The 22394-nt window shown below is 46.1% G+C and carries 6 protein-coding genes; 4 read left to right on the plus strand and 2 right to left on the minus strand.

Annotated features, from left to right (window positions below):
- Nucleotides 1-44 precede the first annotated feature (44 nt).
- From C6Y07_RS15670 to C6Y07_RS15680, 3 genes are read left to right on the plus strand one after another with little or no spacing between them, the layout of a single operon-like run.
- Nucleotides 45-10175: a non-ribosomal peptide synthetase gene (locus tag C6Y07_RS15670; protein ID WP_106157020.1), complete on the plus strand. Its 10131-nt coding sequence runs from the start codon at nucleotides 45-47 to the stop codon at nucleotides 10173-10175.
- A 13-nt stretch (nucleotides 10176-10188) separates the two neighbouring features.
- Entirely contained in the window at nucleotides 10189-18384 is an 8196-nt protein-coding gene (locus C6Y07_RS15675) for a non-ribosomal peptide synthetase (protein ID WP_106157022.1), read from the plus strand.
- 6 nt (nucleotides 18385-18390) lie between these two features.
- Complete coding sequence (locus C6Y07_RS15680) at nucleotides 18391-19131, plus strand: thioesterase II family protein (protein WP_106031584.1); 741 nt, start codon at nucleotides 18391-18393, stop codon at nucleotides 19129-19131.
- A gap of 34 nt (nucleotides 19132-19165) precedes the next feature.
- Here the strand turns inward: C6Y07_RS15680 and C6Y07_RS15685 are convergent, their stop codons facing one another.
- The gene (locus tag C6Y07_RS15685) at nucleotides 19166-20080 is read right to left on the minus strand and encodes a DMT family transporter (RefSeq protein WP_106157024.1); all 915 of its coding nucleotides are present in this window, start codon (nucleotides 20078-20080) and stop codon (nucleotides 19166-19168) included.
- A 130-nt stretch (nucleotides 20081-20210) separates the two neighbouring features.
- On the opposite strand from C6Y07_RS15685, the gene C6Y07_RS15690 reads away from it, so the two are divergent.
- Nucleotides 20211-21548, plus strand: coding sequence for an aminotransferase-like domain-containing protein (locus C6Y07_RS15690; RefSeq protein WP_066031334.1), 1338 nt, complete (start codon nucleotides 20211-20213; stop codon nucleotides 21546-21548).
- Here C6Y07_RS15690 and C6Y07_RS15695 read toward each other — a convergent pair.
- Entirely contained in the window at nucleotides 21545-22237 is a 693-nt protein-coding gene (locus tag C6Y07_RS15695; RefSeq protein ID WP_060595526.1) for a 4'-phosphopantetheinyl transferase family protein, read from the minus strand. The genes C6Y07_RS15690 and C6Y07_RS15695 overlap by 4 nt on opposite strands.
- Nucleotides 22238-22394: the final 157 nt, after the last annotated feature.

Consider the following 22394-nt stretch of genomic DNA (forward strand, 5'->3'; position numbering starts at 1 on the left):
TGCACACTGGCAGCCCTGCCTGACAAAAAAGGAAAGGAACTCATATGAAACCATCAACCATCAATCAATCGAATGTACATGAATCAATGGATACGATTTTACAAGATGTACAGAAAACCATTTTACAAACCAACGAAATCGAACGCTTCGCTGTTTTTTCTCGTGAAAAAACCATTCGACCTCGGCCATATCACCTCTCTCATTTATTTCTCGACCATCACATGGAGCAGGAGGCCGCAGTTGAATGGATACAGACGCAAATGGCTTCGCCTATTTTAGCGGACATGCCCCCAGCCATTTCCTATGGGGGGGATATAGATGTTAGTGCAGGAGCTCAAACCTTGCAGGACGCTCTAACTGAGGCAGCCAAAACGACAAACGGGCTGACTTATATCATCAATAGTGAAAATGAACTCACGCAATCCTACGCACAGTTAAAGGAGGATGCCGAACGGGTTCTGACGGGTTTAAGGGCACTAGGGCTTGAGCCAGGTGATCCTGTCTTCTTTCAATTTTCATCGAATCATGCGATGGTCACGGCCTTTTGGGCATGTGTGTTAGGCGGATTTGTCCCAACACTTGTATCGGCAGCCCCGACCTATCGGGAAATGAATGCCTCAGTGAAGAAGCTTCATCACGCTTGGAACCTGCTGGAACACCCGCTCATTCTCACGGATGACTCGCTGATTGATGAGGTGCAAGGCTTAGCTTTACTGTGGCATACAGATCAATTACGTGTGGCAGCCGTTGAACCGATGCTCACTTTAGAAAGAGATCTAGAAGCACATCCAGTCACGCCTGATGATTCAGTCTTTTTTATCTTAACGTCTGGAAGTACGGGGATGCCTAAATGCGTAGAGCATTCTCATAGAAGTGTGCTGGCGAATGTCAAAGGGACAGTGGCAGCCAATCAGTTTACACAAGAGGATGTCTCGTTAGACTGGATGCCATTAGATCATATTGGCGGCATTGTGATGTTCCACCTTGTCAATGTGTACACAGGCTGTGAACAGATTCGGGCAAGGACAGATGACTTCATCGCTCAGCCGCTGCGCTGGCTTGACTGGATGGAACGCTATCGTGCAACGAAGACGTGGGCACCTAACTTCGCATTTGCGATGATCAATGATTATGAGAAAGACATTTCTTCAGGATCTTGGGATCTTTCTGCCATGACGTGTATGATCAATGGGGCAGAAGCGGTCGTACCGAAGACAATTCACCGGTTTTTACACCTGCTCGCTCCGCACGGCTTAAAGGGAGACGTCATCAGACCGGCTTTCGGCATGTCTGAAATCTCATCAGCCGTTGTCTTCTCTTTTGCGATTGAGCGGGGAGATGAAAACAGCGGGGTTCTGACCTTTGAGGAAACGTCGCTGACAGAGCAGCTAAGACCAGCGGAGGCACGTGAGACAGGAACCGTCAGCTTTACAGAGCTGGGGAAACCGATTCCGGGTATCACGATTCGTATCGTCAACCATCAGCATGAGCTTCTTCCCGAAGATCATATTGGCAGCGTGCAAATCAAAGGGCCGACGACAATGAAGGGCTATTACAAGAATGACGAAGCGAATCAAGAGGTTTTTCAAACAGAGGGCTGGTTTCACACGGGTGATTTAGGTTTTCTGCACGAAGGAAGGCTGACATTAACCGGTAGAGAAAAAGACATGATCATCATCAACGGGAAAAATTATCACAACTATGAGATTGAAGCCATGGCAGAGGAAGTACCAGGCGTAGAAACGAGCTTTGTGGCTGCTTGCTCCGTTCGGATGGAGGCATCTGCATCCGATGAACTGATTCTCTTTTTTACACCGAAGCTGTATGAGCCTGCTTATATCATGAGGGCTAGCCAGCATATTAAAACCCATATTGCGACAAAAATGGGTCTGTCTGCATCAAAGGTTATCCCTGTCCAGAAGCATGCCTTTCCGAAAACAAGCTCTGGAAAAATAGAAAGGGCACAGCTCAAGACAAGGTGGCAGGAAGGTGAATTCGACGAAATCATCAAGGAACTGGACATCAGACTTGAAAATGAACACACCTTGCCTGATTGGAGTTATCAAAAGAAGTGGACACCTGCTCCGCTTCATGAAACTGAAAAGCAAACAGCAGGGGACATGGTGATCTTTGCAGATGCATTAGGGCTGGCAGATCAATTGAGATCCCTCTCAAACAATGAACAAACCTATATTACGGTTGAACCGGGTCAAGCATTCACACAACTCACACATACTCACTTCATCATCCACCCGAATCGGCCGTCAGACTACGAACAACTCTTTGAGACGCTCCGTTCGTATGGCGTTTCGGTGAAACAAATCATTCACCTTTGGAACTACACAAACAAGGAAGACACACTTCAAGCGGCAATGGCGAAGGAAGCGCAGAAAACTGGCAGCATGAGTGCATTATATGTAACAAAAGCGATTGCCACCTATGAGGAACCTGTAGAGATCACCTTTGTCTCAGCTCATGCGATGAATTTGCCAGAAGATCAAACGCATCATGTGGAAAAAGCAACGACAACAGGATTGATGACAGCTGTACAGCATGAATGGCCGTTTATCAAGGTGCGATGTCTTGATTTTTCTCTAACAGAACCGGCTGACCGTTCTCATGCATCAGCGATCATGACAGAGCTTACACATGACACAAGCCATCATATCGCTGCTTACCGTGAAGGTGTTCGTTATATTCCTCTTTTATCACCGCTGCATCTGGAAAAAGATCAAAAGAGGAAGAAACCGCCATTTGAATCATCTGGGCTTTACGTGATGACAGGAGGGCTTGGCGGCATTGGGCGGATGCTGAGTGAACACCTTCTGACGTCCTATCAAGCGCATCTTGTGCTGCTTGGAAGAAAAGCACGAAAGGCTTTATCTGCGGAGCAGCAAGACGTTTTGACCTCACTTGAGAAACAAGCGAAAGACCATGGCGGCACAGTTTTTTATGAAGAAGTGGACATGACGGACGCAAAAGACATTGAAGCGCTCATCTCAAGACAAGAGGCGGCTCAAGGAAAAAGGCTGCATGGCGTGATTCATTTCGCTGGCATCATTCAAGAGGAGCTGCTTGCTGACATGACGTCTGCGTCCTTACATGCGATGTACGAAGCGAAGGTATATGGCACGATTGCGCTTCATGAAGCGGCTTCTAAACGGCAGAACGTCTTATTTCTATCTAGCTCGTCAGCACGAACGTTAAAGGGCGGGATGACCGTCGGCGCTTATTGCGCTGCCAATGAGTTCGTTGAACAATTTGCTCATTATCAAAGGCTGACATCTACAGTGAAGCCGTATTGCTTTAGCTTTAGCATGTGGGATGAGGTCGGCATGAGCGAGGGTTCGATGATCAAAGGCATGTTAAAAGAAAGAGGCTATCTTCCGATTCCAAAGCGGGCGGGCTTCCAGACAATGCTGGCATGTTTGATGACAGATGCACCTCTCATTTATATGGGATTAGATCGGTCAAAGCAGGACATTCAAGAAATGAGCCAAGCGGAGAGGCAAACAGAGCAAGCCATGTATGTCTTTTTTAAAACCGACAAAACAAAGGCTATTGAAGAACGGCTGTATCAGTCCATTTATACGTGTTTGCAGTCTCATCTATCTGGTGAATATTCCGTACATCTATTTCCTGAGGAATACTGGAAAGAATCAGAGGATGGCATGCCGGATGAAGCGTATTTCAAAGCATTCATTGAGGAAAGTGGACAGGAGGCAGAGGACAGAGCGCCTCAAACGGAGACGGAGAAACTTTTGGCAAACATTTGGTCCGAGCTGCTTGATGTCTCAAATGTCAGCTGCGGTGATCATTTCTTTCTACTCGGGGGTCATTCGCTCAAGGCAACGCAAATGCTGTCTGCGGTGAGACAAAGAATGGGATTTGACGTGCCGCTCGCTGTTCTTTTTGAGCATACGAGACTTGGGGAATTAGCGGAATGGATCGATTCGCATGCAAAAGTGGATGAAGCGGTTCCGATGCGGAAAATGGAAAAGGGTCAGGAGATTCCGATGTCTTATGCCCAGCAAAGGCAGTGGTTTCTCTATCAATTACAGCCCGATCTGCCATTTTATAATAATACAATTTCCTTTCGGATGAATGGACCTTTAGATGTGAAGGTGCTTCAGAGGAGTCTGCAGCAAATGGTGCAAAGGCATGAATCGCTCAGAACTTCCTTTACCATGAGCGGCGATGAACCAGTGCAGATCATACATGAGCATATGACTCTTCCAGAGCTTGAAGTGGTGGATCTATCAGATCTGACAGCACAGAAAGAAAAAGAACAAAAAGCGGCTGAATGGGCAAAAAGAGAGGCGGGCACACCTTTCCGCTTAGAACATGATCCGCTCTTTCGAGTGAAACTGATTCGGCTGTCGGAAACAGATCATTTGCTGCTGATGTCCATTCATCACATTGTGTCAGATGGCTGGTCGGTTGGGATTGCCGCAAGAGAGCTGTCTGAGTGGTATACAGCGATGATTGACAAGAGAGCGCCTGATCTTTCGCCGCTGCCGATTCAATATGCGGATTACGCACTATGGCAGAAGGAGTATTTGACTGGAGAGACGCTGCATAAGCAGCTTTCCTATTGGAAGGAGCAATTTGCGGTTCCTGTAGAAGATTTGGTTTTGCCGTATGACTACCCGCGGCCAGCCGTTCAATCCTACAAGGGAAAAACGAAAAAATACCACTTGTCGAAGTCGCTATCTGAGCAGCTGGCTGCCCTTTCTAAAAAGACAGACAGCACCCTTTATATGACGTTACTGACTGCCTTTTCTACCTTGCTGCATCGATTGTCTTCACAGAATGAGTTTGTGATTGGATCAGTCATTGCTGGGAGAAATCGGACGGAGATGGAGCATCTCATCGGATTTTTCGTAAATACGCTGGCACTTCGGATCGATCATAGCGGGAATCCTGCTTTCACTGAACTATTAGAGCGGGTGAAAGAAACAACAATGGGCGCCTATGCGCATCAGAATGTGCCGTTTGAGATGGTCGTAGATGAGCTGAATATTGTACGTGAGGCTGGCAAGCAGCCGCTGTTTCAGGTCATGTTCGTTCTGCAAAACCTACCGCTTGAAGCTTCTCCGATGGGGGAGGCGACATCCGTTTTAGCCATTGAAGATAACGATACCGCCAAATTTGATCTATCCCTGTTTGTTTTTGAAGGGGCGGAGGGTCTTCAATTAAAACTGGAGTATGATGTGGACTTATTTTCTGACGACACGATGGATCGGTTCCTTCGGTACTACGAGCATCTGCTTGCGTGTATTTGTGAAAATCCAGCACAGCCGATCAGACAAATGAATTACCTGCCAGAGAAAGAAAAGCATCAGCTGCTCTATGAATGGAGCGGTAAAACCAATCAGCCTGCAGGCCCGCTTCTCATCACGGAACGGTTTGAAGCGCAGGTGAGAAAGTCACCCGATGCGATTGCTCTCGAATTCGGGGAAGAGCAGTGGACGTATCGTGTGTTACAAGAGAAAGTCGACCGGCTTGCTGCTTCTCTGCAGCAGCGAGGTGTGACGCCGCATGAACCAGTAGGGCTGCTCATCGACAGGTCGCCTCAAATGATTCTTGGGGTGCTGGCGATTGTGAAAGCAGGAGGCGCCTACGTGCCAATTGATCCTGAATATCCAGATACACGGATTGATTATATGCTGAGGGATACAGGTATTAAGCTGTTACTAACAAAAAATGAATGGCTCAAAAAGGTGTCAATCAGTCAAACCGAACTCATTTGTCTTGATGAGGGATATGAAGAGTTTTTATCAGAAGCAGAACTCATACCTGTTGCCCTAAAACCTGATGGACTCGCTTATATCAATTACACGTCAGGATCAACTGGACAGCCGAAAGGGGTTTTGATCCCGCATCAAGCAGTCATCCGGCTTGTTTGTGAAACAGATTATGTCACCCTTGATGAACATACGCGTATTTTACAAATCGCCAGCTTCTCCTTTGATGCCTTTACGTATGAAATATGGGGAGCCCTGCTAAATGGGGGAAGGCTGATCCTGACCGATCGAGATACGATTTTATCAATGGATACGCTGGCTGACACGCTGACATCATACAAGATCACAACAGGATTTCTGACGGTGCCGCTGTTCAACCGGTTAACAGAGGAACATCCTGAAGCCTTATCTGGATTCGATGCATTATTGGTTGGTGGTGATGCGCTCTCAGCTGCTCATATCCGCAAGGCACTGCCGTATTTACCTGAAGGGCTTTTAAACGGCTATGGACCAACTGAGAATACGACGTTCTCCTGTGTGCATCACATTCGCTCATTAGACGAAGGGCAGGCGACAGTTCCTATCGGTCAGCCAATTGCTTATTCACAAGCCTATGTATTAGACGACCAGCTGCAGCCGGTTCCGCAGGGTGTTATTGGAGAGATCTACGTTGGCGGAACAGGGCTGGCACTCGGTTACCTTGGAGATGAAGAAAAAACATCGCAATCATTTATCCCGCATCCTTTCCAAAAAGGAGCGCGTTTATATAAAACAGGCGATATGGGCCGCTGGCTCCCAAATGGCATCATCGACTGCATTGGAAGAATGGATCATCAAGTGAAAATACGCGGACATCGCGTCGAATGCGGCGAAATTGAAGCCGCTATGCTGAGTGTTGAAGACATCATAGAATGTTCGGTCATTCCGCATCAGCACGAGAGTGGTCATAAGCGCCTCATCGGTTACTTTGTCCAAAAAGGTGCATGGACCCAGCAAGACCTTCGCAGCGCCTTGAAAGACAAGCTGCCAGATTATATGGTACCAAGTCTATTCATAGAGCTAGAGGAACTGCCGCTCACACCAAACGGCAAGGTAGACCAAAAGCGTCTCCCGCCGCCAGAGTGGAGACAGGAAGAAGCAGACAAACCAGCAGATAAGGCACTCAGTGAGGAAGAACGAGTGCTGGAAAAAGTGTGGACTCAGCTTCTTGGCACTCCTTCAATTGATGTACATGATAACTACTTTGAACTAGGCGGAGATTCCATTATTGTCATACAAATGGTGGCACGTCTAGCACAGGAAGGCTACATCATTCAGCCAAGAGATGTATTTGAAAAACAGACCATTTCGCAGCTGGCACGCGCTATGAAAAGAGCGGATGTGTCTGTGTCCTATGATCAATCGCCTGTTACAGGAGATGTTCGTCTGCTTCCAATCCAATCTTGGTTCCTTGAGCAATCGATGACAAACCAAGATTATTGGAATCTATCAGCGCATATGGAATTTAAACAATTTGTACAACCCGAACAGTTGACACAGGTTCTTTCGAAGCTTGTCGATCATCACGATATGCTGAGAGCCATTTATACAAAAGCAGCAGACGGCACATGGATTCAAACCATTCGTGCGCCTGGCATTACCCCTTGTGTCACATTCTTTGATTTGACGGATGTTTCTCACGAGGAAGCGCTAGAGCAAATTCGTTTGGAGACAAGCGCTTGTCAAGGAACATTGTCATTAGAGCGGGGAGAAGTGATCAAAGCCATTCTTTTTCAGACAAGTGATCGTACGTCTGAACTCTTTATCGCAGCCCACCATCTTGTAATGGATGGAATATCGTGGCGCATCATACAGGAAGATTTATTAAATGGATTGAAGCAGCTTGCGGCACGGCAGGAGATCGCGCTTGCAAAGAAAACCGCTTCCTATCAGCAGTGGGCAGATGCACTCTATGAATATGCACAAACCGATCAATTACAAGAGCAGGTTCCTTTTTGGCAAAAGATCATGGATCAAGAGGAAGAAGGTTCTCCTTTTCAAACACCTGCGCTTTTCAATATAGAAGAACATGCAGAGATCCTGACTGTTCAATTGACGAAGGATCAAACAGACATTTTACTAAGGCACGCATCACAAGCGTACCGAACTGAGGTTAACGATTTACTTTTATCAGGACTTGCGCAAGCTGTTGGAAAGCCAATATTGATCACGTTAGAAGGACACGGACGCGAGGATTTATTTGAACAGATGGATTTGTCACGGACAGTCGGCTGGTTTACAAGCTTTTATCCTATTTTTATTCCTTTTATTCAAACCGATGTGGAGAGACAAATCAAAGATGTCAAAGAAACCTTAAGAGCTGTGCCGCAAAAGGGGATCGGCTATGGCTTGCTTCAATACATGACAGCATCTCGCTTACTCAAAACGGCAGCGCCGCAGATGAGCTTTAATTACCTTGGACAGTTAGATCAAATAGATGGTGAAGCAAATCTGTATTTAGCAGATGAACGAAATGGACATGTACATGATCCAAAAGCAGAAAGACAGCATTTAATCGATGTGTACGGATACGTTGTCAGTGGTCAGCTTCAGATGAATTTTATGATCAATCGTGAACTGCTTCAGGAGGAAGAGGTGCGCCAGTTACCTGAACGGTTCAAAGAAAAAATGGAGGACATTCTGACGCATTGTATAGAGACAAAAGGCGGCTTTACGCCATCTGATTTTCCAATGGTTCAGCTGACGCAAAAGCAAATAGATGAGCTTCCAGATCATGTAGTGGATGTATATCCACTATCTCCGATGCAGCAAGGGATGCTGTTTCATGCACTGTTAGATCAAGCGTCACAGGCTTATTTTGGTCAGGTGCATATGACGCTCGAAGGCTTAACGGACGGCGAAGCCTATGAAAAAGCATGGAATCTGCTTGTAGAACGTCATTCGATTTTGCGGACAAGATTTGCTTGGGAGGGGCTAAAGGAGCCTGTCCAATTGATTCAATCAGAAGGAAGCATTCACCTCACTCAGCACGATGTGCGCCACCTGAGTGAAACGGATCAGAAGAAAACCATTGAGCGTTATTTACAATCCGATCGTTCAAAGGATTTCGAATTAGAGGATGCGGCTGAACCGCTCATTCGTATCGCTTTATTCCATCGTGACGAGAAAACATGCACGTTTGTTTTTAGCTTTCATCATATTTTAATCGATGGCTGGAGCCTGTTCGGCTTGATTGAGGAATCCTTTTCAATGTATCGCTCTCTTGTGGATGAACGAGAGATAAACCTTCCTGTTGTACGTCCGTATAAAGATTTTATCGAATGGCTGCAAAAGCAGGATCAAGAGAGGGCGCAAGAGTTCTGGAAACATTATATGTCAGGAGTGGAGGAAGCCACACCACTTCCTGGGGACGGAGAGCAGACTTCGAATGAAGGAGCAGGTATTGATCAATTTAGTATCAAACTGACGCCTGAAATGCAGCAGAAGCTGGAGAGGATGACAGGCACACAGAAGGTCACGATGAGCACACTGATTCAGGCGGCATGGGGGCTGCTCTTGCACCTTCATTCAGGCTCAGAGGATGTCGTGTTCGGTGTCACAGTATCTGGGCGGCCGGCGGACTTACCAGAGGTTGAAAGCATGACAGGGCTCTTTATTAACACCTTGCCGCTCCGTTTGCCGATCACACCAGACAGGACCATTGCCGAGCTGCTGGCACAGACGCAGGAAACGGTTTTTCACATGCGAGAATTTGAGTATACCGTACTGCCAGATATTCAGCAGATGACCCAAATCCCGAATGGAGAATCATTGTTTAACAGCATTGTCGTGTTTGAAAACTATCCGATTGAATCTGTAGAGCCGTATGGTGTACGGATATTAGACATTGCAAGTCATGAAGAAACAAACTATGACCTGACCCTTGTGGCTGTCCCAGGAGATACGCTGGAGCTTCGAGTCACATACCGCTTCAATCAATATACAGAAAAACAAATACAATCGCTGATGCAGCAGCTGATCCACACACTTGAAGCCATGACAGAACAAGTGGAGACACCACTCTCTGATTTCACGATGGTGACAAATGAAGAAAAAGAGCGGATGATCACCGATTGGTCGAAAAACGCACAAGTCAGCGTGCTGTACCCAGACCAAGAAGAGGTCTACTCAGGTGTGCACGATCCTTCCTGTGAGACGGAAATATTTGTGCTAAGCGAAGAGCATCAGCTCATACCGGTAGGATTTTCTGGAGATATTTTTATCGGCGCGAAGGATATCAAAGCACTTTGCGGGGAGCTTGCCGATTGGATGGAGACGCATAAAATTCCGCATCCATTCAAACATCAAACAGGCGAATACCTTTATCCGACAGGGGATGTCGGCGTTTGGACTGAAAAAAACAAGATTCAGATTTTGGATTGGATGTAGGAGGAGAAGAACGATGTTAGTTAGTAGACGAAAAGGACATGCAGCAAATCATATCGTCAGAATCAACGGAAAACGAATCGATCTGAAAGCATTAGAGCAAGTCATGATGCTTCATTTTCCGCTAAAGGAATGTGTGTTAATCCCTAAGAAAAATCAAGAAGGCAGCCTCTCGCTTGTGCTATTTGCACAGGCGAAGGACCCTTCGCTGACAAGAGAGGACTTGATGAAAGGCCCGCTTCATCCTCATGAAGTACCAGCCGCTCTCGTCTTATTGCCTTCCTTGCCAAGGGCAGAAAGTGGAGCCATCGATACAGAAGCACTGCTTTCGATCGACATCATTGATGAAGAGGGTTTAAGAAAGATAGAAGAGCGTACGAAAGCCATAGATGGAGTGGAGGAAGCGGCCGCTCTCATTGAAAGTCAGACAGAAAAACAAATGCCTTATCACCTAGATGATCTGTTTCCTAATCGGCAGCGTGCGCAAGGGAACATATCGATCTCGAAGAATGAAGAGGGCGAAACAAAGCAAGCATCCGCTCATGAAAAGCCGCCAGCACTTGTGTATGGCGGGGATGTCATCAAAAAACCAGGCACACCTGTCACACTGACAGAGGTGCTGATTCGATCAGCCTTTATGTCACCTGACCGCGGGGTGATCTATATCAAAGAAGGCGGGCGCACGTTGACCCAAACCTATCCTGAGTTACTCACAAACGCAGAACGGGTTCTGTCTGGTTTAAGGAAAGCAGGCCTGACAAACGGCGATCAAGTGTTACTTCAATTAAAAGATCATCACGATTTCATCACTGTGTTTTGGGGCTGTATTCTCGGTGGCATCATTCCGACTCCAGTCTCTGTGCCGCCTGTTTATGATGAGATGAATCAAGGAGTGAACAAGCTCAAGGGCGTGTTTCAGCTGCAAAATGAACCGTTTATTATTACAAACGAAGCAAGTGCTGAAGACATTGCTGGGCTGCGTGAGACATTTGAGACAAAAGAAATACCTATTTTAACAGTAGAAACATTGCTTACGTGTGAACCGGATGAACAGCATTATGAGCCAGAGCCGGATGAGCCTGTGCTTCAGCTGCTCTCTTCAGGAAGTACGGGTGTGCCTAAGTGTATCCGTCACAACCATCAAAGTATTTTATCTCGGATCATCTCCTTTGAGCAGACAAATGGCTTTACGCATGAGGATGTGTCGCTTAACTGGATGCCGCTTGATCATGTAGGAGGCATTGTCATGTTTCATGTGCATGACGTCTACCTTGGCTGCCAGCAGATTAGTCCATCCATCGATCAATTTATCGAGCGGCCGATGGTGTGGCTGGATTGGGTAGAAACATACGGCGTCACAAGGACATGGGCACCGAATTTTGCTTTTGCCATGATGAATGAATATGAGGACGACATTCGCAAGGGGAGCTGGGATCTCTCCACACTGACTTATATTATGAATGCAGCCGAAGCGGTTGTGCCAAAAGTGACGCAGCGCTTCATGCATATCATGGGTCAGCACGGATTAAGCCGCCATGCGATGGTGCCGGCGTACGGCATGTCTGAAACATCCTCAGCCATTGTTCAATCAAAGAAATTCATGCGGCATGATGATCAGGATGGACAGCTTACGATTGATCAGACCTCGTTAACAGGTGAAATTCAATACGTGACGCAAGATCATCCGCACAAGATGACGTTTACAGAAGTCGGCGTACCTATTCCGTCTGTATGGATTCGGATTGTAGATGAACATCATCATGTGCTGCCAGAAGATCAGGTCGGACGCTTACAGGTGAAGAGTCCAACGATTATGATGGGCTATGATCAAAATGAGGAAGCCAATCAAGAGGTATTTGCGGAAAATGGCTGGTTTCACACAGGGGATTTAGGGTTTATTCATGAAGGGCGTCTTGTTCTGACAGGCCGGGAAAAGGACATCATCGTCATCAACGGAGCCAACTATTTGAATTACGAAATTGAAGCGGTTGTGGAAGAGGTGGACGGGGTTGAAGTCACCTTTGCCGCTGCGTACGGCATTTACAATCCCGAATCAAGCAACGACACGCTTGCCGTCTTTTTTGTCTCGCAAAAAGATTCGATAGAGGAACAAATCACGATGATTCAGCAGATTAGAGAGGCCATCATCCGAAAAATCGGGATAGAGCCTGATCATATCATTCCGGTGAAAAAAGACCAATTTCCGAAAACAGAGAGTGGGAAAATCCAACGTGCCCAGTTAGGTGCAGCGCTAAAAGAGGGAGTATTCCGTGACATTGAAAGGGCACTGGATCTTGCTTCTGAAAATGAACAAACACTCCCAGATTGGTTTTTCAAACGCACTTGGGCAAAGGAGCATATTGGTCCGTCTCAGCCTTCTGCTGATCATGTACTCGTTTTCGAGGATGAAAAAGGGCTGTACCAATCGCTTTACGCACAATTAGAACAAAGAAATCAGTCCTATGTTTCTGTGAAAAAAGGGCATGAATTTTTGCGTCTGTCCAAAGGAATGTATCAAATGAACCCGAGAATCAAGGGGGATTATGTCAGGCTCGCTGCAGCACTTGAAGCAGATGAATTAAAGACCGGGCAGGTGCTCCACCTGTGGAATGTGACAGACAAAGAAGCCATCGTTGAGCCTGCGCAGTTCAAAGAAATGCATGCGAGTTCCAATCAATCTATTTTGTACTTGTATCAAGCATGGAGACAAGAAAACAAAGAGCCGATCCGGCTTGTCGTAGTGACAAAGGGTGGTCAATTTGTAAGCCCTGAAGACGATCTTCATGTGGAGAAAACGTCGCTCGTTGGTTTATTAAAAACCATCCCGCAAGAATGGGAAGGAGCAGAGGTGTCCCATATTGATATTGAAGCGGAGCATGTGGAACAGGATGCAAAGCACATTGCTGAAGAGCTGTCAGCGATTCATATAAAAGCAGAGGTGTCATACCGAAACGGGCACAGGTTCGTACCAAAGCTGGAAAAAGTCAATATGATGAAAGCACCTCAAACAGAAGGGTTTTTAGAATATGAAGGTCTTTATTTGCTGACTGGAGGTCTTGGCGGTATTGGATTTGAGCTGTCTAAGCAGATGCTCCAATTTGGACTAAAGCTCGTATTGATTGGAAGGACATCTCTGGAAGGCAGCTTGGAAAAGAAAGAGGCGCTCTCACAGCTAAAAGACTTCGGTGACGTCATCTATGTACAAGCGGATGTGACCGATTTAGCTGATGTCGAGCGGGCGATTTACAAAGCAGAAAAACATTTTGGTCAATCGATCCGAGGCGTGCTGCATTTAGCTGGGGCTGGCAATGTGTCAGAGCATTTTCAGCATGCGGATAAGTATGCATTGGCTCATACGTCAGAAGAGGATTTCACAAAGGAGCTGTCAGGGAAAGCAGACGGAGCGTTTGTCCTGCAGGAAGCCTTCAAGCATGACCCGGCAGTACCACTCGTCTTTTTTGGATCGGTGAATGGCTTTTTTGGCGGCACAACATTCGGGGCATACTCTGCAGCCAACAGCTTTTTAGATGGACTTGCGCACGCTCTCACCTTTCAAGAAGGAAGACGGGCGATCTCTTTGAACTTCAGCATGTGGGATAATCTTGGTTTGTCTAAGGGACATACCGGCGCAGCGCTAACCGTTCGCAAGGGATTTCAATTGATTGGAAAGAAGCAAGGTCTCCATTCATTATGTCTAGGTGCCCGGCTGAATGAAGCGCATCTATTTATCGGCCTAGACGGAGCCAATCCAGAAATCGCTGAGTATCTTCAGCCAGCACCAATACCGACTTTTGAGAAAAAGCTTTTTTACACGGTTCAGTCTGGCAAAGAAGTGCATCTTGAAGATATCGCAGGCGTAACAAAAGGTGACTGGGATATTCAGCAAGTACAGGAAATACCGAAAAAACAAGATGGCTCTATTGATCATGAAGCCCTCAAGCTGAATCATCACAAAAATGGACAACCCCTTGAAAAACAATTGCCAGAAACGAAAACAGAGCAAATTCTTGCTGCCATATGGGAGGACATTTTAGACGTAGATCGTGTGTACAAAGAGGATCAATTCTTTGACCTTGGCGGGCATTCATTAAAGGCGACTCAAACTATTTCTCGGATCAATCATGAATGTTCAATCAAGGCGCCTTTAAAAATATTATTTGAAAGTAAGCATCTGGCCCATCTGGCGCAAATGGTTGATGACATCAAAGGGGCACCGGCTGTTCAGGAAGCCAAGATTCCAAAGCTTGAAAAGCGAACAAGCTATGAGCTGTCACATGCTCAGAAGCGCATTTGGTTCTTATCCACATTAGAAAAGAGCCATCATTACAATATATTAGGTGCTTGGAAGCTGACAGGACAACTGCACATTCAAGCGTTAACAAAAGCGATTGGTCTCTTAACGAAACGTCATGAAGCACTGCGTGCAACATTTAAATCGCTTGGCGGCAAGCCAGTTCAACTGATACGTGAAGACCTTCCGCCATCCGTCACAGTTGCGAATTTCTCATTATTTAATGAAAAAACGAGAACGAGAAGACTCAAGCAGCTTATTCAGCAAGAGGCAAACCGCGTCTATGATTTAGAAAGAGGACCTCTTGCACAGTGGACGATTGTGGATATGGGCAATGAGGAATTTTATCTTCTTTGCGCGCAGCACCACATCATTTCAGATGCATGGTCGCTCAGCCTGCTCATTCAGGAGTTAGAAGTGGCATATGACGGGCTTCTTTCAGATGAATCGCCGCAGCTCCCGGCGTTGGAAATCGAATGGACAGATTATGTTCATTGGGAAAATGAGCAACTAACGCATCATCAAGCAGACCAAACCTATTGGCTCGATACCTTACAAGGTGAACTTCCAGTGCTAGAGCTGCCGTTTGACCGCCCTCGTCCGCCGGTTCAAACATTTAACGGCGCTACAGAGCAAATCGTCTTGGAAGAACCGCTTATCCGCCGTTTGCAGGCTTTGTCCAAGCAGCAGGGCACAACGCTGTTCATGACGATGCTGTCAGCTTATTACGTCTTGCTTCACAAGCTGTCCGGACAGACAGATATCATCATTGGCTCGCCGATCGCAGGGCGAGATGCCAAACAATCAGAGAAGCTCGTTGGGATGTTTGTGAATACACTTGCGCTGAGGCAGGATATCTCCACAGCAGATACGTTTGCTGATGTCATGGAAAACGTGAAAGAGCTGACGTTAAAAGCATTTGAGCATCAGCGTTATCCATTTGACAAGCTTGTCGATGATCTTTCGTTGGATAGAGATTTAAGTCGATCGCCTATTTTCCAAGTGGCCATGGGGTATGTAACAGATTCGCTCGATGTCAACCTCAAAGGGCTGACAAGTGAACATGTGATGGTCCATCATACAGTGTCGAAATTTGATCTCACCCTGCATGTATTTGAACAGGGAGATCAGCTGTCGATCCATGTGGAATACAATACAGATTTATTTGATCAAGAGACCATCCATCGTTATATGAATTATTATCTTCATCTGCTAGATGGTATGACGGCTCAGCCTGAACGTACATTTTCTGACTATTGCTTAATGGACAAAGCGGAACAGGCCGCCATGATCATAGGAAAAAACCAAACGGCTACATCATATCCAAAACGGACCCTTCAAGAGCTGTTTGAAGAACAGGTGCAGCGTGATCCGCACCGTATTGCCTTGTCCTATTTGGAAGAGCACATGACGTATCAAGAGTTGGATGAGAAGGCGACACAGCTTGCTGCTTACTTGCAGTCTAAAGGAGTTGGACCAGGTTCACTGGTACCGATGCTTTTTGATCGTTCCTTTGACATGATTGTCTCGGTGCTAGGTATCGTCAAGTCTGGTGCTGCGTATGTTCCGATGTCACCTGAATATCCAGATGCACGCATCCGCCTCATCGTTCGCGATACGCAAAGTGATGTGATCATCACTCAGTCTCATTTTGCGAATCGTCTAGTAGACTTTACAGGTACAAAGATTAACATGGACAAGCCGTTACCAGAAACAGATGCAGTGTATCAAAGAGAACAATCGATCATAGGGGAAGACCAGCTGGCCTATGTCAACTACACATCAGGCTCTACAGGTACACCAAAAGGCGTGATGCTCCCCCATGCAGGAGTTGTCCGCCTTGTTAGAGAAACAAACTATATTGAACTAGGTCCAGATGACAAGATGCTTCAGCTCTCAAACTATGCTTTTGATGCCTTTACATTTGAATTATGGGGAATGCTGCTGAATGGCGGTCAGCTGATTCTGATCCCAAAATATGCCGCACTGAATATGGATGAATTATCACGGTTGATCAAAACGCATCAAGTGACAGCCAACTGTCTGCCAACCGCATTATTCAATCGGCTGGTGGAGCACGATCCAAAAAGTGTAGCAGGCTACCGCACATTACTTGTTGGCGGAGAAGCGATGTCTAGTGAGCATGCACGAAAGGTACTCCCACATATGGAGGGTGTGCTCATCAATGCTTACGGTCCAACAGAAAATACGACCTTAGCAACAACACATCAAGTCACGCACATGCCAGAGGGTGCAAGATCAGTTCCAATTGGTGTTCCGGTATCGAACTCAACTGTCGTCATACTAGATGAAGCGCTCAACCCAGTGCCAGCAGGCGTCAAAGGAGAAATCTATATCGGCGGCACAGGGCTGGCAAAAGGATACCTTCATGATCCAGAGCGGACGCAGGAGCGTTTTATTGACAATCCATTTCCTGAACTAGAGGGAGACAAGCTGTATCGTTCAGGTGATCTTGGTACATGGCGTTCAGATGGCACCATTGAATATCTCGGCCGAAAAGACAACCTCGTAAAAATTAGAGGCTACCGGATTGAATGTGGGGAAATTGAAACAGCTCTCCTCAAGCATCCGCAAGTAAAGGAATGTACAGTCATCGCCAAAACGTATGGCAGCTCTAAACGGCTGGCAGCCTACCTTGTCACAGACGGGGAGAATCCTGTTCCGGGCTGGAAAGCATTTTTGCAGGAAAGCCTGCCAGGCTACATGATTCCAAGTTACTTTATTGTAATGGACGAAATGCCAGTCACAACGAACGGAAAGGTTGATCAAAAAGCACTGCCAGAGCCGACAGAAACGATCTCTCTTTCCCAGGGTGATGACAAACCAATCACCGAAACGCAGCAGCGGATTGTCACAGCTTTCAAGGAAGTGCTTGGTGTCAAACAAGTAGGCATGCATGACTCCTTCTTTGATTTAGGCGGCGATTCGATTATGAGTATCCAGGCTGTTGCCAAATTAAAAGAAAAGGGGATTCGTGTTGATCCAAAATGGATTTTCATGCATCCAGCACCGGCTCAGCTAGCCGCACATGTAGACGCAATGCCAGAGGCCGGGGAGCATGTCGAAAGGTCTCCGAAGGACTATGTGATTGAGCTGAAAAAAGGCGATCCAGCTGAACCGAGAATATTCTTTGCACCGCCTGCCGGTGGAACGGTCATGGGCTATATCGATGTTGCTAAGCTGATGACACATCAAGGCGCTGTTTATGCCATGCAGTCTCCTGGCTTATATGAGGATGAAGAACCGCAATTCCTTCATTACACAGAGCTTGTCACCATTTTTATTGAAGCCATTGAGACCTTCTATCGACCAGGCATTGACTATCTAGCAGGGCATTCAATGGGCGGGCATCTTGCCTACGGAATGAATCAGCGGCTCTGCCATGCAGGAAAAGCGCCGAAAGGATTGATCATTTTAGATACGGTGCCCGTGCTAAGAGATGAGGCAGATCAGGCGCTCCATGCCGATATGAACGAAGAAGAAGTGAAAATGCTTGCGCTTGTCCTTGGAATGGGAAATCTCGTCGGCATCCAGCCAGAAGCATTACAAGGGCTGAGCTTCCAAGAAGTGAAACAGACAATACTCAAAGAGGCAGAAAAGGATGAAGTGGTTCATCAATTTATGAATGATCAATATTTAGATAAATATTTGCAAATGCAAACGCATAATACGATCATGTCACAAGCCATTGAATTAGAAAAAGAACCATTCCCTGTGCCGTTTTATATTGTACAAAGCAGTGATCACGCCATCGATTTCCAGAAGAAGTTCTCAGACTGGGAGGCTTATACGAAAGGAACGTGCTCGTATTATCACATCAAAGGAGACCATGTCACCATGATGAAAAGGCCGCAGGCAGATGAACTGGCACGGATTCTTCAAACGATTATAAAGGGGTAAGGACGTATGAATCAGTTATTTAAAACCTTTGAAAAAAAATCAGACCTTATTCAGCTTATTTGTTTTCCTTTTGCAGGCGGTTATTCCGCCTCGTACCGTCCACTTTTTGAACAGCTAAAAGGCTCTGCCGAAGTAACAGCAGCAGAGCCCCCAGGACATGGAACCAATCTCATGCCGCTCGAAACGAGCATTGACCAATTGGCTGAGCTGTACAAAGAAGGGCTTACAGGCAACCTGAACCGCCCATTTATCCTGTTCGGACATTCCATGGGAGGACTTGTCGTGTATAGACTGACGCAGCTGCTAGAAAAGGAAGGGGTCTATCCGGCAGCAGTTGTGATCTCGGCCATTCAGCCGCCGCAAACAAAACGGCAGATCCTGACCCATTTATCCAATGAAGCATTTGTTCAGCATATTGCCGAAATGGGCGGGATTCCAAAGGAATTATTAGAGAACAAACCAATGATGGATTACTTTACGCCGTCCTTACGTGCAGACTATCAGGCGCTGGAAACCTTCCAGCACAAAGATCAATCCGTCATCGAAACACCGGTTTATTTATTCAATGGAACACAAGATGAAAAATGCATGCAAGATGCAAATGGCTGGCTGCCATGGGCAAAGACCATCAAACGCACCAATTTCGATGGAGGCCACATGTACATCAACACACACCTCGAGCACTTCGCAGAACAGATGAGACATGTGATTGACCTTGCAGCCAAACAACACTTCATCAGACATTAAAAGAAAGCGGTCCTCGTTTGAGAGACCGCTTTTCTTATGAATTCCGCTTCTTCACTACATTCCCGCCAATCACTCCGCCAATAACCAGCACACCTCCGATGAGATGATACCAATCGATTGTTTCATGTAAAATGAGAACCCCAGCGGCGATCGTAATAAACGCAGATAAATTGTTAAAGATGCTGACCTTTGCCGCTTCAAGCTGAGAGAGGGCATAGTTTGATAAATATGCCGTGAGAAGTGAAGAAAGAATGCCTAAAAAGAGCATCGACCATACAAAGGATGCTTGTGTAAATGGGCTGAAAAATTGCGGCATTGTCCCGTTAACCGAATGCCGAATGAGCGCAGCGGCATTGAAGAAGACAAACCCAAAGAATGTCATCACGAAGGTGAGTTCAATCACATGGAAGCGCCGTGTAATCACCCGGGCAAATACACTATATGCACTGGAGGATAAGGCTGAAAGCAATATCAGCACATAGCCGATCATGTGTGAATGCTTTACATCAATTCCCTTCATGACAAAGAGAAGCATCACCCCGCACACAGAAAGAAGGGTAAACAGTACTTGTATCCATGTCGCGCGTTCCTTTAAAAACCACGCGGCCAGCACCATCGTCAGAATGGGAATCGTTGCCTGAATAATACCAGCCTCTGACGAAGAAGTATACATCAGCCCCCATACTTGAAAAGCAAAAAACAACACAGGGTAAAGCAAGGAAAACGGTACGATGTAGAGAAGGTCACGCCATTGAATGGAGAAGCGGTTCTTCTTTCGTAAAAATGGATACAGCAATAGTGCGGCTGCAAAAGAAATCGTAAAGCGGTGTGCCAATAAATCGATCGGGTTTGCTGATTCTAATGCAATTTTGACAAACAAAAATGAAAAACCAATAATCGTGGCGTAGCCTATCGCGGCAGCATACGCTTTCTGTTTTGAAATGTTCACAACTTGACTCCTTACACGAGCATGCATGCTTCAGTTGAATTGACCGGTTCTGTTCTTCTATCGTAATCGGATCATCTAAGGTGTACAATAAGAGAACATGATATCTGTACCGGTACAAGGAGGAAGCGGTGTGAGGAAATATGATCAGCTTATTCTCAGCTTAAAAGAGAAAATGGCGTCTGGTGAATACAGTGCTGGCATGAAGATCCCTTCCATTCGTCATTTAGTGGCTCAATATGGAGTGAGTAAAAGCACTGTCATCAAAGCACTGGACACATTAGAACGTGAACATCTGCTGTATTCTGTAGAAAGAAGCGGCTATTATGTCGTGAAAACGAAGCAGTCAGCGGGTAAACAGGATAGCACATGGATTGATTTTGCTTCATCTGCACCTGATCCCGTTGTGTTTCCATATGTCGATTTTCAGCACTGCATCAACCAAGCGATTGATTTGTATCAAAATGACTTGTTTATTTATGGCACAGCCAACGGCTTACCATCGCTGCTGCCAGTCATTTCTAAGCGATTAATGGATTATCAAGTATTTGCAAATCCAGAACAGATCGTCATGACCTCTGGTATTCAGCTGGCGTTATCCATTTTAAGCACCATCCCTTTTCCGAATGGAAAACAGACCATACTAGTCGAACAGCCTGGGTATCACCTATATCTCCAATATTTAGAGAAAAATCAACTGCCTGTGCGGGGGATTCAGCGGACGGAAAAGGGAATTGATCTTCAGGAATTGGAGCGTATCTTTCGAGAAGAGGAGATTCGTTTTTTCTATACGATGCCAAGGTTTCAAAACCCGCTTGGAACGAGCTTGTCAAAACAGGAGAAAAGAGCGATTGCAGCCCTTGCTGAGAAATATGATGTCTATATCGTTGAAGATGATTATATAGCCGATTTAGAATTCGACGCAAAAAGAGACCCGATCTATTCGTATGATCAGGCGGGTAAGGTCATTTATTTAAAAAGCTTCTCCAAAATCATCTTTCCAGGACTTCGAACAGGAGCAGTCGTTTTACCTGAGGAACTGATTGGACCTTTTAGTGAACACAAACGGCTCATTGACATCGACAGCTCCATGCTGTCACAGGCAGCCTTAGAAATATATTTAAAAAGCGGGATGTTTGAACGGCATCGAGACAGAATGCAGACAACCTATCGCAACCGATCCAAACAGCTGGTGACTTGTCTGAAAAATGATCAAATCGCTTATCAACTGGGAGAAGAGGAGCCAGCTACCCATACACATCTTCGTGTCGATCGATCAATTCCGATGAATCAGCTCATTCAGCAGCTGAAAAAGGCATCTGTTTCCATTCAGTCAATCGGCCGCCACTACCTGTCGACCCATCAAAAAGACCCCATTCTTCAGCTGAACATCTGGCATGTGAAAGAAGACCAAATCACACGTGGAGTCGAATTGCTAAAGACAGCACTTCAGCAAATTGGGCGATATTAAAGACGGGACAGTACATCTTTGCAAGAGAGTATCTCAACACGTTCAGCCGCAGAAGGTTTTCGTGTGCACACCGCCATTTGGTAGGCAGGATCGAGTGAGTATGTTTGAACAAAGCAGGGCGCTTCATGATCAGGTAATGTCAACGTCGCCTGTCCATCCTCTGACAGACGGGCTGTAAAGGACGAAAGACCATAAGATAATCCCTTTCCAGTCAGCTTGATAAAGGCCTCCTTCATTGACCATAGATGAAAGAAGTAGGCTTCCTGCCGTTCTGCCGGTTGTGAAAGTAAATCCTCATACTCATCTGCTGAAAAAAATCGTTTAGCAATCGCTAGATCAATCGGTTTGATCTCCTCAATATCAATACCTACAGGTGCATCATCTATTGCGCATACGACCCAATCACCAGAGTGAGAAAGATTAAAGTGAAAAGAAGGAATGTGCCGGACGACAGGCTTGCCATTGCCCTCTGTTGCAAAAACGATTTGATCAATAGGCAGATCGTACATATCATGGATCATTTGACGAACCAGCACCTCACCTAACAGGGTCCTTCTTGCATCGACCAAAAAACGAAAGCGCTCAGCCGCAGCACGCTTTGCAGGTGATACAAAGGGTTTCAGGCAATCGATTTGTTGTCGTGCACCTATTTCATCTAAGTGTAGTAATTGGATAGCAAATATCTTCATAACGAACCTCAATTTTTTACATTGATTGTAACATTGGTGAGCGCCGTACAAAAGGGAAACAGCCTCCTTTTCACTGAAAGCCTAAAATGACAGATGTAGGCTTATTTCATTTTATGAATATAAGAAAAATCTGTTTATTTATTTCAGCACAAGAAAA

The organism is Bacillus sp. LNXM12-1, assembly GCF_003004375.1.
Classification (GTDB): Bacteria; Bacillota; Bacilli; order Bacillales; family Bacillaceae; genus Bacillus.